Source organism: Proteus hauseri ATCC 700826 (assembly GCF_001654965.1).
Lineage (GTDB): Bacteria > Pseudomonadota > Gammaproteobacteria > Enterobacterales > Enterobacteriaceae > Proteus > Proteus hauseri.
In genome coordinates this window covers 39,556-58,500 of the sequence record NZ_LXEV01000023.1, presented here as the reverse complement: position 1 = coordinate 58,500, position 18,945 = coordinate 39,556, and the positions used below count along the sequence as shown (strand labels likewise).

12 protein-coding genes and 2 pseudogenes are annotated in these 18,945 nt (G+C 35.8%); 7 read left to right on the top strand and 7 right to left on the bottom strand.

Translation table 11 applies throughout. The features are described 5' to 3' along the window. Nucleotides 1-97: 97 nt before the first annotated feature. The 4 genes from M997_RS10000 (at nt 98) to M997_RS09985 (ending at nt 4,631) form a co-directional block, all read left to right on the top strand. Nucleotides 98-598 (top strand): GNAT family N-acetyltransferase, encoded by a 501-nt coding sequence (locus tag M997_RS10000; protein WP_064719977.1) that lies wholly within the window; start codon nt 98-100, stop codon nt 596-598. 192 nt (nt 599-790) lie between these two features. Then, nucleotides 791-1,699 (top strand): AEC family transporter, encoded by a 909-nt coding sequence (locus tag M997_RS09995; RefSeq protein WP_064719976.1) that lies wholly within the window; start codon nt 791-793, stop codon nt 1,697-1,699. A 133-nt stretch (nt 1,700-1,832) separates the two neighbouring features. Further along, complete coding sequence (locus M997_RS09990; RefSeq protein ID WP_064719975.1) at nt 1,833-3,116, top strand: SGNH/GDSL hydrolase family protein; 1,284 nt, start codon at nt 1,833-1,835, stop codon at nt 3,114-3,116. 63 nt (nt 3,117-3,179) lie between these two features. Further along, nucleotides 3,180-4,631 carry an AMP nucleosidase gene (locus tag M997_RS09985; RefSeq protein ID WP_064719974.1) on the top strand — a complete coding sequence of 484 codons (1,452 nt, stop codon included), beginning with the start codon at nt 3,180-3,182 and terminating at the stop codon, nt 4,629-4,631. A gap of 114 nt (nt 4,632-4,745) precedes the next feature. Here the strand turns inward: M997_RS09985 and M997_RS09980 are convergent, their stop codons facing one another. Both M997_RS09980 and M997_RS09975 read right to left on the bottom strand, forming a co-directional pair. Next, nucleotides 4,746-5,738 (bottom strand): tyrosine-type recombinase/integrase, encoded by a 993-nt coding sequence (locus M997_RS09980; protein WP_082918415.1) that lies wholly within the window; start codon nt 5,736-5,738, stop codon nt 4,746-4,748. Nucleotides 5,739-6,073: 335 nt separating this feature from the next. Then, complete coding sequence (locus M997_RS09975) at nt 6,074-7,108, bottom strand: isoaspartyl peptidase/L-asparaginase family protein (protein WP_064719972.1); 1,035 nt, start codon at nt 7,106-7,108, stop codon at nt 6,074-6,076. 806 nt (nt 7,109-7,914) lie between these two features. On the opposite strand from M997_RS09975, the gene M997_RS09970 reads away from it, so the two are divergent. From M997_RS09970 to M997_RS09960, 3 genes are read left to right on the top strand one after another with little or no spacing between them, the layout of a single operon-like run. After that, complete coding sequence (locus M997_RS09970) at nt 7,915-8,988, top strand: HlyD family secretion protein (protein ID WP_064719971.1); 1,074 nt, start codon at nt 7,915-7,917, stop codon at nt 8,986-8,988. An 8-nt stretch (nt 8,989-8,996) separates the two neighbouring features. After that, on the top strand, nt 8,997-11,753 hold the full coding sequence (gene rbbA / locus M997_RS09965; RefSeq protein WP_169816678.1) for a ribosome-associated ATPase/putative transporter RbbA: 2,757 nt from the start codon (nt 8,997-8,999) through the stop codon (nt 11,751-11,753). Then, the gene (locus tag M997_RS09960) at nt 11,754-12,881 is read left to right on the top strand and encodes an ABC transporter permease (RefSeq protein ID WP_064719969.1); all 1,128 of its coding nucleotides are present in this window, start codon (nt 11,754-11,756) and stop codon (nt 12,879-12,881) included. Here the strand turns inward: M997_RS09960 and kdpE are convergent. The 5 genes and pseudogenes from kdpE to M997_RS17485 form a co-directional block, all read right to left on the bottom strand. Then, complete coding sequence (kdpE, locus tag M997_RS09955) at nt 12,871-13,554, bottom strand: two-component system response regulator KdpE (protein WP_064719968.1); 684 nt, start codon at nt 13,552-13,554, stop codon at nt 12,871-12,873. The genes M997_RS09960 and kdpE overlap by 11 nt on opposite strands. Continuing rightward, nucleotides 13,551-16,253, bottom strand: a complete 2,703-nt coding sequence (gene kdpD / locus M997_RS09950) for a two-component system sensor histidine kinase KdpD (protein WP_064719967.1) — start codon at nt 16,251-16,253, stop codon at nt 13,551-13,553. Before kdpD ends, kdpE begins: the two co-directional genes overlap by 4 nt. A 1-nt stretch (nt 16,254) precedes the next feature. Beyond that, the gene (kdpC, locus tag M997_RS09945) at nt 16,255-16,851 is read right to left on the bottom strand and encodes a potassium-transporting ATPase subunit KdpC (protein WP_064719966.1); all 597 of its coding nucleotides are present in this window, start codon (nt 16,849-16,851) and stop codon (nt 16,255-16,257) included. A 10-nt stretch (nt 16,852-16,861) separates the two neighbouring features. Continuing rightward, nucleotides 16,862-18,793: pseudogene (gene kdpB / locus M997_RS09940) on the bottom strand (potassium-transporting ATPase subunit KdpB); the annotation flags it as partial. Further along, a pseudogene (locus M997_RS17485) lies at nt 18,714-18,944 on the bottom strand (4Fe-4S binding protein); the annotation flags it as partial. The pseudogenes M997_RS17485 and kdpB, both read right to left, overlap by 80 nt. Between the last annotated feature and the right edge of the window lies 1 nt (nt 18,945).

The following is an 18,945-nucleotide window of genomic DNA, read 5'->3' as shown; positions in this document are numbered from 1 at the left end:
AATTTATTGCAAGAAGAAATGGCAATAAAGTAAGCGATGAATTATATAAATTATGCTAATTAATTTTTAACGCTTAATTATAATGAATGAGGTGGGAATGGAAGAAATTCAACTTAGATTGGCAGAACCGCAGGAGGCTAAACGATTATGGTATCTACGAAATCAAGCACTAAGGTTTGGCTGTGAGAATGTGTATTCGCCGACTATTTTAGCCGCTTGGACTCCAGATGAAATGCCTGAAGGTTATCGAAAAGCGATTATTGAAAATCCATTTTATGTTATTGACTATGAAAAATATCATCTTCCTGTCGCATCAGGTTTTTTGGATGTTAAAACAGGTTTTGCTGAAGCCATTTTTACATTACCTGAATATATGGGAAAAGGTTTTGCTAGTTTGATCCTGAAACAACTTAAAATAGAAGCGAAAAAAAGAGGGCAATTACAATTATTATTAGATTCCACGCCTAATGCAGTGATTTTTTATTTAAGACAAGGTTTTAATGTGTTGGAAGAACGTGAGTATTATTCGAGTTTAACTAAAACAAATTTACACTGCTATAGAATGTTTATTGATCTAAATACGGAATTGATCGATTAATGTTTAAATTAATCATAAAAAGACTGTTTATTTCTAATACTATTGATATATAAAAAGCTGTTCTTAAAATGCGATAAATTATTTATTTTCTTGATTTTTTGAGTTGGGTTTTATATTTTTGATCAAAAATAGTAATTTCTTTATTGTTGCGATATTGTAAAAAAATAGAACATTTTTAGAGTGATAAAAATTATGCAAAACGTGTTATTAACGTTATGGCCATTATTTGCATTAATTGCGCTAGGAGCAATCTTAAGAAGAAATAAAACATTTGAGCCTGCGTTTTGGGTTGGGGCTGAAAAACTCAATTACTTTTTACTATTTCCTGCGTTACTGATAAATAGTTTGGCAAAGGCACCTTTGAACGACCCCCAATTATTTCATCTTGCTGGTGCGATTTTTTCTGTTGTGATAACTATCACTATTTTATGTGTAATAATTAAAAAAATTACAGGATGGAATGCGGGTCGATTTGGTGCAATTGTTCAAGGTAATATTAGGTTTAACACTTATCTAGGATTAGCCATTGTTGCTGATCTATTTGGTACTTCTGGTCTAGGTATCGCAGCACTTATACTAGCAATACTTGTTCCACTATCTAATGTTACTTCTGTGCTATCTTTAACAGCAGGGCAAAATGTAACTTTACGTCAGTTAATTTTACCCATTATAAAAAACCCGCTAATTATTTCTTGTGTTATAGGGATTATTATTAATTTATCAGGTATTGGTTTGCCTTTGGGCTCAGATCAGTTTCTTAAGTTATTAGCTGCGACTAGCTTACCTTTAGGGTTGATTTGTATTGGGGCTGCACTGCACATTTCAACACTAAAAGCAGAGAGTAAGATGATCTGCATTAATACCATCAGTCGTTTAACTATTGTACCTATTATTGCATATGCAATTGCGAGTGTATTAGAGCTATCATCATCAGTCACTGTATTAATGGTTATCTTCTTTTCTATTCCAACAGCACCTACCTCTTACATTTTAACAAGACAACTTGGTGGTGATTCTGAGCTAATGGCAGGGATTATTACTGCTCAAACAATGTTTTCTGCAATTACTCTGCCTATTATTTTAGGTATGTTATCAGGGTGATTTTTTGAAATGTTTATTTAAATGAAATATTCTTTGGATTGAACAATAATTTAGTGGTGTTTTTTTATATAAAAAAATTATATTATTTATTATCTTTATTTTTCATTTATTCTAAATGGAAATAAAAATTAGTATGAAAATATCAAATGCAAGCATTAGCCAAAAAAAAATAAATAAATTAGCGAATAACTCGCCATCTAGTGTAATGAGTATTTGGGAGAAAATAAAAGATTGGTTTGGACTCAGTCAGGAAAAAAAAGTATTAACTTTAATTTATAATATTTATTTTAACCAAGAAGCAACAATTTTAGAGAAAAGTAGAGATTTCTTTAGTCTAAAGAAACTTGCTGGAGAACAGTATAAAAATGAATTTAAACATATAGTAGATGGTAATGATATACAATATATCATTGATTTTAAAGATAGTTCTATTCTATTTCGCAGTGATATCACACCATTTATTGAAAATATAAAAAATGAACTTAATTTTGATTTACAAAATGAGAGTAATAAATTTTTAGAAATATTTATTAATGATTATTATGATAAAAAAAATTATGACGCAGAAGATTATAAGAAAAAAGTTATTTCATTTAGAACGGCTCTGATGAAACACATCAATAAGAAGAAAAATTATCCCAACGAAAAGAACTTTTCTCTTGATATCTTTGAGCAGAAAAAATCATTTAATGATAAATATAACTATTTGAAAGAAAACAGTGAAAAATATTCAGTTAGCATTAATAAAGATAAATTAATAGAGAAGCTATATAATCCATTGAGTTTGGATAAGCAAATAGAGCTTAGAAAACAGGTAGAGGTCGACATTCCAAGATGTGATCTAAAATATGATGATGAAAATATAACTGATATTAATTCATTAGAAAGTAAGTTAGCTTTACCTAATGAAAAAGATATTATTCTCATTTTTGAGTTGATTCATCAAGGTATTTTTCCAATAATAAAAGATTCTTTTGATAAATATGAACCTATTGCTTCAATGTATTCAGCCTTTACAGGGAAGACATCTATTGATATAAAAAATAATGAAGGTGTATATGTTATAACTATTAACAATAAAAAAGAAATTAAAGAATCTGATATTGAAAAATTGATTCAATTATCAAATTTTATTTTAAATGATTTTGATTATGATTCTATGAAATTATATATTGAGAATTTTATCGATGATCCTATAACAAAAGAAAAGGTAGATGCAGCATTAGAGCAATATAAAATACAAATCATGGAAATAACAGAAGATAGTATTGGTGATAAATTTAATTATAAAAAAAATAGATTTCTTCTGCTAGAGGAAGAGATAAATGTAAAATTTGAATTTAATCCTTCCCAAGATAAGGGATTAACTATTTCTACTGACGAAAGTAAAGTTGAATATAGTTTATTAAAATCTTGATTGGGATAAGCAGAGCTTCTTGCTATGATGTAAACAAATTAATAATAAGCAAGAGGCTCTTTTATGTCACATCCTCACACCCCTGAAATTAATAAAATAATCAGTAAGTTAAAACAGCAATATCAAAATGCTGTAGAAGCATTACGCAATGCAATTATTGATTATGCGCAAGATGGAAAATTACCCGATATAAAACAAAGAGCCGAAGGATTATTTTCTTATCCTCAATTAACCGTTTATTGGTATGGTGAAACAAAAACAGAGGATAAAACAAGAGCCTATGGTCGACTACCTCAATCAGGTACTTATTCAACTACTATTACTAACCCAAGTTTATTTGAAAATTATTTAGCAGAACAACTGCAATTAATTGCAGATGCTTATCATGCAACATTTGAAGTTAGTGCATCAAAGCAAGAAATTCCGTATCCATTTGTTATTGATGGAACGGGTATTGGCTTTGATAGATTAATGAGCGCTTCTTTAGCTAAATATTTTCCAACAACAGATCTCTCCAAAATTGGCGATGAGATAACAGATGGTTTAATTTGTGATAGAGAAGTATTACCTCTTTCTCATTTTGATGCGTTACGAACCGATTTCTCTCTTGCTCGTTTAAAACATTACACTGGTACACCACCTGAAGATGTTCAACCCTATATTTTATTTACTAATTATAATCGTTATGTTGATGAATTTGTTCGTTGGGCAAGTGAACAAGTAGCGGATGAAAATAGTCCATATTGTGCACTTTCTTGTGCTGGCTTTCAGCAAATTACGGCAGAAACAGTTGATCCTGAAAAATTTATTTCTGACTTAACGTGGAAGAAATATCAGATGCCGGCCTATCATTTAATTGCCAAAGAAGGCCCCGGAATAACATTAGTTAATATCGGAGTTGGACCTTCTAATGCAAAAACAATTTGCGATCACTTGGCGGTATTACGTCCGCATGTTTGGTTAATGATTGGTCATTGTGGTGGGTTACGAGAAAGCCAATTAATTGGTGATTATGTATTAGCTCATGCCTATTTACGTGATGATCATATTTTGGATGCTGTATTACCGCCAGATATTCCTATTCCTAATATTGCTGAAGTTCAACGTGCTTTATATGATGCAACTAAAATGATCAGCGGAAAGCCGGGGCATGAAATAAAACAGAGATTAAGAACTGGAACTGTAGTTACAACAGATGATCGAAATTGGGAATTGCGTTTTTCTGCATCAGCAAGGCGGTTTAATTTAAGTAGAGCTGTTGCAGTTGATATGGAAAGTGCAACAATAGCGGCACAAGGTTACCGTTTTCGCGTTCCTTATGGCACTTTATTATGTGTATCAGATAAACCTTTACATGGTGAAATTAAATTACCTGGTCAAGCGAATCATTTTTATGAAGGTGCAGTATCGGAACATTTGCAAATCGGTATACAAGCAATTGAACTATTAAAAGTAGAAGAAGACCGTTTACATTCTCGTAAATTAAGAACATTTAACGAACCGCCATTTAGATAGTTACATATAAAAGAACAATAAAATAAAAACACCCAATCTAACAATAGAATTGGGTGTTTTTTATACTGTTAATCTGAAGCTAATCAGCAGTAAACAGGACGTTTATTAAATAAATTAAAAGCGCAAATGGCGTGCTGCTTTTCTTAAACGATCATTACCACGTCTATCATAACGCTGAGTTGTCATTATGCTCGCATGTCCCATTGCATCTTTTACGGTGACAATATCTTCACCATTATCTAGCATTGCAGATGCAAAAGTTCGGCGTAAATCATGGGGGGCAAATTTATCAATTCCACTTTCTTGCTGACGAGTTTCTAAAATAAAATAGATGGCTTGGTCGGTAATTCTTTCATCAGTAACATCATCAAATCGACGAATTCGTGTGAATAGAGGGCCATTTTGATCGCCTCTAATTTCATCAGTCCAAAGTTGGACTCTATCCCAAGTATCATCAGGCATATAAGAGATCCGTTCTTTATTTCCTTTTCCTCGAACAATAAATGCTTGATCGCGAAATTGAATATGTTCGTAATTAAGTGCCACAATTTCTGAACGACGTAATCCACACCCTAATAACACACTTAATATTGCAGCATCTCTTAATCCTTTAGATGAATTATCTTTTTCACAACAGCGAAATAAAGCCCGAATTTCTTGGCTTGTTAATGCTCGACCTTTTGGTAATCGACTACCTCTAACAGATTTAACCTGTCGAATATGTTGATAACTTTCCGTATCTATTTGTTTCATTGCCCAAGCTTCTAAAGCAACGCCTTTTAAAGCAGCAAGATAAGTATTGATTGTTGCCGGTGCTTTATTGGCATCCGATAACATATCAATAATTGCTTGAATATGATGACGGCGAAGGGCGCCCCATTGGCAATTTTTTAATGAAGAAAATCCGATCATCCTAGCAACTATAGTCAAAAATGATCCCATTGTCTGACGACTACGTTTTGAACCTAAACTCATTAAATAAGCCAATGCCGGATTACTTTGAGCCGGTGATGTAAAAGTTGCATTTAGATCTAGTAGCGACTGTTTTTCTAAGCGCACTAGCGATGTTTCAGGGGTATTTTCTTGATCGCTGTGGTGATTTTCCACTGTAATTTCCTTATTAAATCAACATAACCATGATGAATATTCTAACAGATCTAAATATTAAAAATTCTACTTTTTCAAAGGATCATTTTAATAAGTAGAACAGATCTAGTCTATTTTTAGAGCAAGTGGGGTGTTATTTGTACTGCCATGGTTCATATAATAAACATGATAAGTTAATCTAAAATAGAATGATCTAAGTGAATGGGAAAATTAGTAAAGAAAAGGTCGGTGAATAGGCTGAGATAAGGACTTTAAAATAGATAATGTACCCTAAGATTTTAATCGTAATTTTTAAAATAGCATACGTAAGTTAAAAATTAGGGTACAAAAAATTATTAATCTTTGTAGATTGCTACTATTGGTTTTCCATCATTACCAACAGTACCTCGATACATTCCTTCAGAATTAAAAGACATGGTGTAGTTTCCTGATTTATCTAAAACAATAACACCACCACTTCCATCAATAGCTTTAACTTCATCTAATGCATTTTTTGCAGCTTGTTCTAATGGAAGTTTTTGATATTTTACTTGGGCGGCAATATTAAATGCAGTTAATGTTCTAATAAACATTTCACCCGATCCTGTTGCTGATACGGCAACAGTTTCATTATCTGCATAATTTCCTGCTCCAATAATAGGGGAATCACCAACACGTCCATAACGTTTATTTGTCATTCCACCGGTTGAAGTTCCCGCGGCTAAATTACCTTGTTTATCTAATGCAACTGCACCAACGGTGCCATATTTATAATCGTACATCATAGGGTCAATAAAAAGTGCAGCAGTTTTGCCGTCATGATCTAAAACCACAGTTTCTTTTTCTATCGCTTTTTGTAATTGTTGCCAACGATGCTCAGTTTTAAAATATGAAGGATCAACAATAGCAAGACCTTGTTCTTTAGCAAAAAGATCTGCTCCCGTAGAAACCATTAATACATGAGGACTTTTATCCATTACAGCTATTGCTGCATTAATAGGATTTTTTACCGTAGTAACACCAGCTACTGCTCCTGCTTTACGTGTTTTGCCATCCATAATTGAAGCATCAAGTTCATTTCGGCCATCGTGGGTAAAAACTGCACCTTTACCCGCATTAAAAAGCGGTGAATCTTCCATGATATTTATAGATTTTTGTACTGCTTCAATACTTGTACCGCCACTATTTAGTACGGCATATCCTGCATTTAATGCTTCAGTCAGCTTTTGTTTATATTCTTTTTCTTGTTCTGGAGTGATGGTATCTTTAGTTATTGTTCCGGCACCACCGTGAATAACTAAACGGATAGGGGGTTCGGTATTAGCTAAAACAGATGAGGCAAAAAGAGTACAGAGAGTGATGGTTGCGAGCTTATACTTAATATTATTCATATAAACCTTCTTATTTTTTTATTAAAATTAATTTTGTTTTTTATATTACTAGCCATCGATATTGTTATCAGGTGATTATTAACTGCAATAATTAATATATAAAAAATTTACTTCACATGTGGTCTGATCACTAATTATTTTCCTACTGATAAATATTAAACATATCTTTTTTTGTAAAAAAATAAAATTAAATTATGCAAAAACAATAAATTATCAATTTAATATTGATATTTTTTTATAGTTTTAAATTAAAAAATATTTCTAGAATGTTATTTTAAACGTTGATTTTATATTGAAATTTATTATTAATTAAAATTATTTAATTTTATTGCTAATTAAATTTAATAATTTTAATTAATAATAATGGATTGATATTAGAATTTGATAAACTTTCTACTCACTCTATATTATTAAATATATAAATCATTAGGTTAGATATCTGTATTTTTATAATATCTATGAGTGATTATTTCCTTAGATTTTAAATGTAATAATGCCTTCTGTATCATATACAAATTGTGTGTTTTCTCGAATAATCAAAAATAGATAACGATTATGTGATAAAAGCGCTACATTAATTTGATTTAACGCTCTATGATGAATGTAATATATTTTATAATTCATATGGTTATCTTTTATTTTTTGTATTGGATAAATTAGCTTTATTAATATAAATGAACTATTTTTAACGTAGATAAAAAAACAAATTATAATTTTTCTTGCGTTGTTTAACTATTTTTTCACATACAGTAATGCACACAAAATATTGATGTAATTTATGGCAAAAGGAAGGTTAAATAATTTATATGAAAAATCAAAAAAAGAATCGATTTTTTGTTTACAGTATTGGGCTTATTGCAATAGCAGCGGCGGGCATTTTCTGGTGGGTATCTCAAACACCGGCACTTCCCGAAGGCTTTGCTCAAAGTAATGGGAGAATAGAAGCAACCGAAATAGATATTTCAACGAAAAGCCCAGGACGTATTGACTCTATACTCGTGCAAGAAGGGGATTTTGTTAAAGCTGGTGAGATATTAGCTAATATGGATACCCGAACATTAAAAGAACAACTTCATGAAGTTCAAGCCCAATTAAATCAAGCCAAAAGCAGTGTTGTCACTGCTGAATCTGCACTCTCTCAACGTCAAAGTGAACAACTTGCCGCTCAAGCGGTTGTTCGGCAACGAATTGCCGAATTAGATGCTGCACAAAAAAGGCTTAACCGTTCCCGTGCATTAGTAAAAACTAATGCCATTTCTATTCAACAACTTGATGATGATATAGCAAGAACAGAAGGCGCAAGGGCTGCTGTTGAAGCCGCTAAAGCGCAGGTAACAGCGGCTATTGCTGCGATTGATTCTGCAAAAGCGGGCATTATTCAAGCAAAAACCAAGGTAGATGCAGCAACTGCCAGTGAACGCCGAATTATTGCTGAACTGGATGACAGTGTATTAAAAGCTCCCCGTAATGGCCGTGTTCAATATCGTGTGGCAGAACCTGGCGAAGTTTTAGGTGCTGGCGGCCGCGTCTTAAATATGGTTGATCTTAGTGATGTTTATATGACCTTTTTCTTACCTACCGAAGCCGCAGGTAAAGCTGCTTTAGGAAGTGAAGTTCATATTATTTTGGATGCTGCACCACATATCGTTATTCCAGCCAATACAACTTATGTTGCTAGCGTTGCACAATTTACGCCAAAAACGGTTGAAACAGATAACGAAAGATTAAAACTGATGTTTCGTGTTAGAGCTCGTATCGCTCCAGAATTACTAGAAAAACATTTGGAATACGTGAAAACAGGTTTACCCGGTCGTGCTTATATTCGTTTAGATAACAACCAAAATTGGCCAACTGAATTAGAGGTGAAATTACCACAATGAGTCAAACGATGAGAACGGAAAGTCATTCTCATATCATTGAACTGACTCATGTATCCCAACATTATGGTGATACTTTGGCTCTTGATGATGTGACATTGGCAATTCCCGCCGGAAAAATGGTGGGATTAATAGGGCCTGATGGTGTCGGAAAATCGAGTTTAATTTCACTTATTTCAGGAGCAAGAGAAATTCAAGAAGGACAAGTTATTGTTCTTCAAGGTAATATGCATGATGCTGATCACCGAAGAGCAGTATGCCCTCGTATTGCTTATATGCCTCAAGGATTGGGTAAAAACCTTTATCACACACTTTCTGTATTTGAAAATGTTGATTTTTTTGGTCGACTTTTTGGGCAATCAAAACAAGAGCGTGCAGAACGTATAAATGACTTACTTGAAAGTACAGGATTAGCCCCGTTTCGTGATAGACCTGCGGGTAAACTTTCAGGTGGCATGAAGCAAAAATTAGGGCTTTGTTGTGCACTTATTCACGATCCTGAATTACTTATTCTTGATGAACCTACTACTGGGGTAGACCCATTATCAAGAGCTCAGTTTTGGGAGTTAATTAATCGTATTCGAAAACGTCAAAAAAATATGAGTGTGTTAGTTGCAACGGCTTATATGGAAGAAGCTGAACGTTTCGATTGGTTAGTGGCGATGGATGCTGGAAAAATTTTAGCAACAGGTCATGCTGACGAATTAAAAAAACAGACTCATACTGATGAATTAGAAGCTGCATTCATTGAGCTTTTGCCGGAAGAAAAACGTAAAAACCACCAAAAAGTGATTATTCCTCCACGAGATAAAAGTGATGACGACATCATTGCAATAGAAGCGCAAGATTTAACTATGCGCTTTGGTCAATTTGTCGCCGTTGATCATGTGAGTTTTCGTATTCCTAAAGGTGAGATTTTCGGATTCTTAGGCTCTAATGGTTGTGGTAAATCGACCACAATGAAAATGTTAACCGGATTATTAGAAGCAAGCGAAGGGCGAGCATGGTTATTCGGTCAAGAAGTGGATCCTAAAGATATTGAAACACGCAAACGTGTTGGTTATATGTCGCAAGCTTTCTCACTTTATAGTGAGTTAACTGTTAAACAAAATCTTGAATTACATGCCAAACTTTTTCATCTCCCAGAAGAAGAGATACCCCAACGAATCAAAGAGATGAGTGAGCGATTTAATCTCACTGAAGTTGAAGATATGATGCCAGATGGTTTGCCATTAGGTATCCGTCAGCGGTTATCACTTGCTGTCGCGGTTATTCACCAACCTGAAATGCTGATATTAGATGAACCGACGTCGGGAGTTGACCCTATAGCTCGTGATATGTTTTGGAACTTGATGGTTGATCTCTCTAGACGTGACGGTGTCACTATTTTTATATCAACTCACTTTATGAATGAAGCAGCGCGCTGTGACCGAATGTCATTAATGCATGCTGGTAAAGTATTGGTTACAGATACGCCGAGTAATTTAGTTAAAAATAGTCAATTTGATACATTAGAAGAAGTATTTATTGATTATCTTAAAAAGGCTTCTGGTGAACAAGAAAATCCCGAATTTGAAGATAAAGAGCTGCAACTTCCTGCATCTAGTGTCGAAAGTGCAGAACAAGCATTAAAACAGCGATTTAGTTTACGTCGATTATTTAGTTACAGTATTCGTGAAGGGATGGAATTACGTCGAGATCCAGTACGTTTGACGTTAGCACTTTTAGGTACAGTTATTCTTATGTTTATTATGGGATATGGTATCAGTATGGATGTCGAAAATCTCCGTTTCGGCATTATGGATAGAGACCAAACGGGCTTAAGTCAAGCATATAGTCAGAATTTATCTGGTTCACGTTACTTTATTGAGAAAGCACCTATTACTGATTATGACCAACTTGAACGCCGCTTACGTAGTGGCGATATTACGGTTGCCGTTGAAATTCCACCTAATTTTGCTCGCGATGTTGCCAAAGGGCATACGGTAAAAATTGGAGTTTGGATTGATGGTGCTATGCCAAACCGCGCTGAAACAGTCCGCGGATATATTCAAGCAATGCATTTAACATGGATGCTTGATATGGCGATGCGTCAACCAACAAATATGGTAGATAAACTAGCCCCCATTGATATTGAAACTCGCTATCGTTATAACCCTGATGTGAAAAGTTTACCTGCGATAGTGCCCGCTGTTATTCCTTTGTTGTTAATGATGATACCCGCAATGTTAAGTGCATTGAGTGTGGTACGTGAAAAAGAATTGGGTTCAATTATTAATCTGTATGTGACCCCAATAACCAAAACGGAATTTTTATTAGGAAAACAATTACCTTATATTTTATTAGGTATGTTTAACTTCTTTATGCTGTGCATACTCTCTGTTTTTGTTTTTGGTGTGAGCTTTAAAGGAAGTTTATTAACCCTTACTTTAGGTGCATTACTCTATATCACTATTGCAACAGGTATGGGGTTATTAATTTCATGCTTTATGAAAAGCCAAATTGCAGCTATTTTTGGGACATCAATTATGACCTTAATACCCGCTACGCAATTTTCGGGTATGATTGATCCCGTTTCATCTCTTGAAGGTATTGGTAAATGGATAGGGCATATTTATCCAACCTCTCACTTTTTAACCATCACCAGAGGTACATTCTCTAAAGGATTAAATCTCTTTGATTTGCCTTGGTCTTTTATTCCTTTATTAATCACAATCCCTATTGTTATTGGGCTGAGTGTCTTTTTCTTGAAAAAGCAGGAGGCTTAAATGTGGCGCACTATTCAAAATGTATTTAATCTTGGAATAAAAGAGTTACGAAGTCTTTCACGAGATAAGGCGATGCTAGCTCTGATCGTGTTTGCTTTTACCGTCTCAATTTATTCATCGGCAACTGTAACTCCGGGATCTTTACATCATGCTCCTATAGCAGTTGCTGATCAGGATAAATCACAGTTATCTGCACGCATTGTTAATAGTTTTTATATGCCGTACTTCTTACCACCAGCAGATATTACACCAGATCAAATCGATGGTTTTCTAGATAGAGGAACTTATACTTTTGCTCTAGATATTCCACCTAATTTTCAGCGCGATTTACTTGCAGGGCGTAAGCCAGAAATACAGGTTAATATTGATGCAACACGTATGAGCCAAGCATTTTTAGGAAATAGCTATATCCAAAGTATTGTAATGGGTGAAGCAAAAACCTTTTTAGCAAAAAATAGATCAAATGATCCACTTCCTGTTGATTTAGAAGTCAGAATGAGTTTTAACCCCAATCTTACACAGTCTTGGTTTGGTTCAGTTATGGCAATTATCAATAATATCACGATGTTATCGATAGTTTTAACCGGCGCTGCGTTAATTAGGGAACGAGAGCATGGCACTATTGAACATTTATTAGTGATGCCTGTGACCCCCTTTGAAATAATGCTTTCTAAAATTTGGTCGATGGGGCTTGTGGTTTTATTAGCTTCAGCGATATCTTTGGTTTTAGTCGTAAAATCGCTATTAAATGTGCCTATTGAAGGGTCGGTTTTATTGTTTATGTGCGGTGTCGCATTAAGCTTATTTGCGACCACTTCTATTGGGATTTTTTTAGGTACCATGGCACGTTCGATGCCGCAATTTGGCTTGTTAATGATCATGGTTTTACTCCCCTTAATCATGTTATCAGGGGGAATGACATCACGAGAAAGTATGCCTCAGTTCGTACAAAATGTAATGGAAGCAATGCCAACGACACATTTTGTCACTTTAGCTCAGGCAATTTTATATCGAGGTGCAGATTTCTCTATTGTTTGGCCACAATTTATTATATTAATTGTTATCGGCTCTGTATTTTTCAGCTTAGCATTATTGCGATTTAGAAAAACAATCTCAGCTATGGCATAAAACGATAACCGATCCCCGTTTCTGTTATTAGGTGAGTAGGACATGTGGGGTCGGTTTCAAGTTTTTGACGTAAATGCCCCATATATATACGTAAATAGTGACTATGTTCAACAAAGTTAGGTCCCCAAACGTGAAGCATTAAATGGCGTTGAGTTAATACTTTTCCGCTGTTATTTACTAATTCACTTAATAAACGAAATTCTGTTGGTGTTAAGTGAATGGCTTCTTTTTTACGAGTCACCGTTCTATTAACCCAATCAATAGTAATATCGCCAAAAGAAAACTGAGTATTTTCGTTTTCTTGTTTGATTGTTCGACGCAATGATGCCCGCACCCTAGCTAATAATTCACTAATGCCAAAGGGTTTAGTCAGGTAATCATCCGCACCTGCATCCAAGGCTTTAACTTTGTCTTGTTCTGAATCTCTAGCAGAAAGCACAATAATTGGCGTTGCACTCCATTGACGAAAATCTTGAATAAAATGGATCCCATCTTTATCGGGTAATCCAAGATCAAGAATAACTAAATCTGGTTTTCTTGATGCAGCTTCCATTAATCCCCGCTGGCATTCTGATGCTTCATAAACACGAAAATCTTCGTTCTCTAGCGCGAGCCGAACAAAACGTAAAATCTCTTTTTCATCTTCAATAATCAATATGTTATAAGGCGTCACGGGTTTGCTTCAATCTCATCAATATTAGGAAGTGATTTTAAAGGTAAAACAAAGTGAAAGCTTGCTCCACCTTTTTCATTATTTTCTGCCCAAATAGAACCTTCATGTAAACGAATTATGGCACTACAAATTGCTAATCCCAAACCAACACCAGGAATAGCGGATTCTTTCACTGCTCGAGAGAATTTATTAAAGATGATTTGCAACTGTTCTGTAGGAATGCCATTGCCTTCATCCCAAATTTCCACATGAATTTGTTGTTTCTCAATCGTGGCTTTTAATCCCAATCTTGTGTTGAATTCAGTATATTTAACCGCATTTTCTAGTAAGTTTGTAATGACTCGTTCAATTAAATTGCTGTCACAATAGAGCAATAAATCAGCTGAAATATCAATTTGCAAAGGATGTTTGTCGAGCAAATAAGAAAGAGAACGCACCGCACTCCCTACGATTTCTTGCAATGAATTCCATTGTAAATTCACTTGAATTCCACCAGATTGAATTCGTGCCATATCTAACAGATTATTAACTAATCGAGATGTGGTAAGAATTTGCTGGCGAATTTGATTAACTTGTTCGGTATGTGCTGAGCCTTCAGCACTTAAGTCGAGCAGTAAAATTTCGGATTGGCCAAATAATACTGTTAATGGCGTTTTTAAATCGTGTGAAAGTGCTGCTAACAGTGCATTTCGCAGCTGCTCACGCTCTATATTAATGCGTGATTGCTCCGCTGTTTTTGCTTGTTGTAGTCGTTCAAGGGCATTAGCAATAAGACCATTAAAAGTCTGCAATAGCTGTTGTTGTTCAGGAATAAGTAATTGACGAAGGTTATTCGGTTCAATGGCCAAAATAGCCAATACTTGTTGCGATGCGGTAATTGGGTGTAATTGATAAGGAACACTTGGTAGTGTATCCGTGCCCGCACCCGCAATTTGATCTTTATCGCAACACCAGCGAGCTATTGCTTCATCAATAGGCAAATTCGCCATACCTTCAGCTGGAAATGGAACCAGTGCATCAGTTTCATTTTTAGTAAGAAGACAGACTTTGGCATCAAAAGCACTAGATAAAAAGTGATAACTTGTGCGTACCACTTCAGGCAAAGTGACTGCTCGGCTTAATTCTCGGGTCATTTCAAATAAATGTCGGGTACGTTGCTCTCGATAACGTGCAACACGCGTTTGATAACGCATTCCGGCAGTTAAATTACCAACCACTAACCCCACAATTAGCATGACAGTAAATGTGATCAAATACTGCATATCTAAAACGGCTAACGAAAAATGAGGCTGCACAAAGAATAGATCAAAACTAATAACGTTGATTAAAGCTGCAAAAATAGAAGGGCGACGACCAAAAAATAATGCAATTAAAACCACACCTAATAAATAGAGAGTAACTAAATTGGCCTTATCTAATGCCAATAAAAAAGTGCGTGAAAATAGGGTTATCGCTAAACATAGGGCAATAGCGGTGAGATAACCTTTTAGATCTTGCCGCCATCTATCATTTTGTAATTGTGGTGTTTTAGTGTGATAACGTAAATCTTCATCTGTTAACGCCACACTAATAATATGCAAATCGGGGGCATACCGAGCCAATCTTTCAGCAAATCTCATGCGTATCCAACGTTTGAGCCATTGCCATTTTTGATAGGAACGCTGCCCAATAATGACCTTACCTAAGTTATGTTCTCTGGCGTAACGAATTACGGCTTTTTCAGCTTGATTATCTGAAAGGATCGCAGTTCTGGCGCCAAGATGTTGAGCTAATTTAAGTGAATGTAAAATAGCGCGACGCTTATTTTCACCTATTTGATGTAGTTTGGGCGTTTCTACATAAATTGCATGCCATTGACAACCAAATGCAGCAACATAACGCGCCGCGGTACGCACTAACTTATCATTTCCACCATGTGCGCCAAGGCATACCATTAAACTATCGGTGGTATGCCAAACAGGAGCAGAACCTTGGCTATCACGAAATTCTTTTACTTGTGTATCAACGCGATCTGCCATTCGACGCAATGCTAATTCACGCAGAGCAATCAAATTACCCTTGCGAAAAAAATGCTCAATAGCACGTTCTGCTTGTCCGGTAAGATAGACTTTTCCTTCATGTAACCGTTGTTGTAAATCATCGGGTGGTAAATCCACCATCACGACTTCATCAGCTTGGTCAAAAATATAATCAGGAATTGTTTCTTGAACACGAATACCTGTAATGCTGCCTACAATATCATTAAGACTTTCAATATGTTGAACATTAATTGTCGCTAAAACATCAATACCAGCTTCTAATAACTCTTCAACATCTTGCCATCGCTTAGGGTGCCGACATTTGTGAGGGTTACTAAATGCGAGCTCATCCATTAAAATCACAGCGGGATGCCGCGCTAAAGCGCTGTCTAAATCGAATGCGGTGAGTTTTCTACCGCGATGGTGAATACGCAGAAATGGCAATATCGGCAGTCCATCTAATAGGGCTGCCGTTTCTTGGCGCTGATGCGTTTCAACCACACCTGCAAGTACATCAATACCTTGCTGATGTAAACGTTGTGCCTCTTGCAACATAGCGTAAGTTTTACCAACACCCGCACAAGCACCGAAGAATATTTTTAACCGCCCACGAGTTGACGTTTTTGTCAGAGCAAGCAAATCATCAGGATCAGGGCGTTGCCATTGTTGTTTATTTTCCATTTTATAGCCCACTCATTGGCTTTTGTTTTTCAAGCATTAACTTATCAAGCGCTTGATTCAATGTGAATACATTAACTACTGGCTCTCCCATAAATGAAATAAACGGTGAAATAGTATTGTCTTTAATTAGCTGGTTAATTTCATTCCTAGTCAGGTTTCTTTGATGAGCAATAGTATCAGCCTGATAATAAGCCGCTTGTATTGAAATATGAGGATCAAGCCCACTCGCTGATGCAGTAACTAAATCGACAGGAACAGCTTGATGATTATTAACTGTTTTTTGCCATATTTGCACTCTTTGTGTTACTGCATTTAATAATAATGGATTCGATGGTGCGAACTGACTAGCACCCGATGCCATACTGTTATAAGGCAATTCTGCTGTCATTGATGGGCGACCTTGGAAATAATCAGTACCATAGAATTGCTGACCAATTAATGTCGAGCCAATAAGCTTATCATCTTGATAAATCAATGAACCATTAGATTGCCACGGGAAAAATAAGTTGGCTAATCCAGTAACTAATAAAGGATAGGCTAATCCAGTGATAAGTGTGAGTAATAACATCATCACCAGTGATGAACGAAATAAATGCATATTCAACCCCTTAAAATCCAATAAAAGCTAACAACATATCGATAATTTTAATGCCAACAAAAGGCACTAGTAGCCCACTTAATCCATATAAAGTAAGGTTACGACGCAATAATGAATGCGCTGAAACGGGGCAATAAGGCACACCTTTTAATGCTAATGGGATAAGAAACACGATAATTAACGCATTAAAAATGACCGCGGATAGCATTGCTGATGCTGGTGAATGTAAATTCATCACATTTAGCATATTTAACTGAGGATAAGTCACCGCAAATGCGGCTGGAATAATGGCAAAATATTTTGCTATATCATTGGAAATACTAAATGTTGTTAGTACACCTCGTGTCATCAACATCTGTTTACCAATATGGACAACCTCAATTAATTTGGTTGGATTAGAGTCTAAATCAACCATGTTGCCGGCTTCTTTTGCCGCTTGAGTACCTGAGTTCATTGCAACAGCAACATCCGCTTGTGCTAATGCTGGCGCATCGTTAGTACCATCGCCAGTCATGGCAACTAGGCGGCCTTCTGATTGATATTGGCGAATTAATGCAAGTTTTGCCTCGGCTAAAAAATCATCTACTCCAGATTCAGCAGCTATCGCCGCCGCCGTAAGATGATTATCGCCTGTGATCATTACGGTTTTTATTCCCATTTGACGCAGTTGGGCAAAACGCTCTTTAATACCACCTTTAACGATGTCTTTTAATTCAACAACACCAAGAATTTTTTGATTTTCAACCACAACCAATGGCGTACCACCGGTTCTAGCAACTTGTTCAACAATCGTGGTCACTTCATCAGGAAAGCGGCTATGGCTTACTTCAACGTAGCGACGAATAGCATCAACAGAACCTTTACGAATAAGACGTTCGCCAAGATTAACGCCACTCATTCGGGTCATGGCTGAAAAGGGAACAAAAGAAGCGCCAAGAGCAGTTAAGTCTCGTTCACGTAAATTAAATCGCTGTTTAGCTAGAATAACAATACTACGACCTTCAGGTGTTTCATCAGCCAATGAACTTAATTGTGCAGCATCTGCCAGTTGCTTTTCTGTAATACCAGAAAGAGGAATAAAACGAGAAGCTTGGCGATTGCCTAATGTAATAGTGCCTGTTTTATCAAGTAATAAAACATCAACGTCACCCGCAGCTTCAACAGCACGTCCGCTAGTTGCAATCACATTGGCATCTAACATGCGGCTCATACCGGCTACGCCAATAGAAGAGAGCAATCCACCTATAGTTGTTGGAATTAAACAAACTAATAAAGCAATGAGTGTTACAACAGAGATAACTTCACCACTGTTTTGATATTCCACTGCAAAAACACTAAATGGATACAGTGTGGTACAAGCTAATAAGAAAATAAGCGTTAAAGCAGTAAGTAAAATAGTTAATGCAACTTCATTAGGTGTTTTTCTACGTTTTGCGCCTTCGACCATACCAATCATTCGGTCAAGAAATGAATTACCAGCTTCAGCAGTACAGCGAATAATAAGCCAATCAGATAAAACACGAGTACCGCCAGTCACGGAAGAAAAATCGCCACCAGATTCACGAATAACGGGGGCAGACTCGCCAGTAATTGCGCTTTCATCCACAGAGGCACCACCGTCAATGACCTCGCCATCACAAGGAATAATTTCACCCGCTTTAACTAAAACAATGTTGTCTTTATGTAATGACAGTGAATCAATGATTTCTTGAGTTGCATTAATATCAGCAGTTTGTAAACGTACTGCTTTTGATGACTGCTTAGCGCTTCTTAAGCTCGCTGCCTGAGCTTTGCTGCGACTCTCAGCTAAGGATTCAGCAAAATTAGCAAACAGTAAAGTTATCCATAACCACAATGTAATCTTTTGCACAAGCAGGATCATCACAGTGGTTACAAGAGATAGATAAGTAATAGGCGAAAACATTTTGTGTATATACACCATCTTGCTCAGTCCAATCACCACCCGCATATTCATAAATACGGCGAAAATTCACTTCAGGAGATAAATTTTTAAAATCTTTGCACGCGAGTTCGCAGGTTTTGCAGCCGGTACAACGACTTGAATCGATATAAAAACCATATTGCGTTGACATA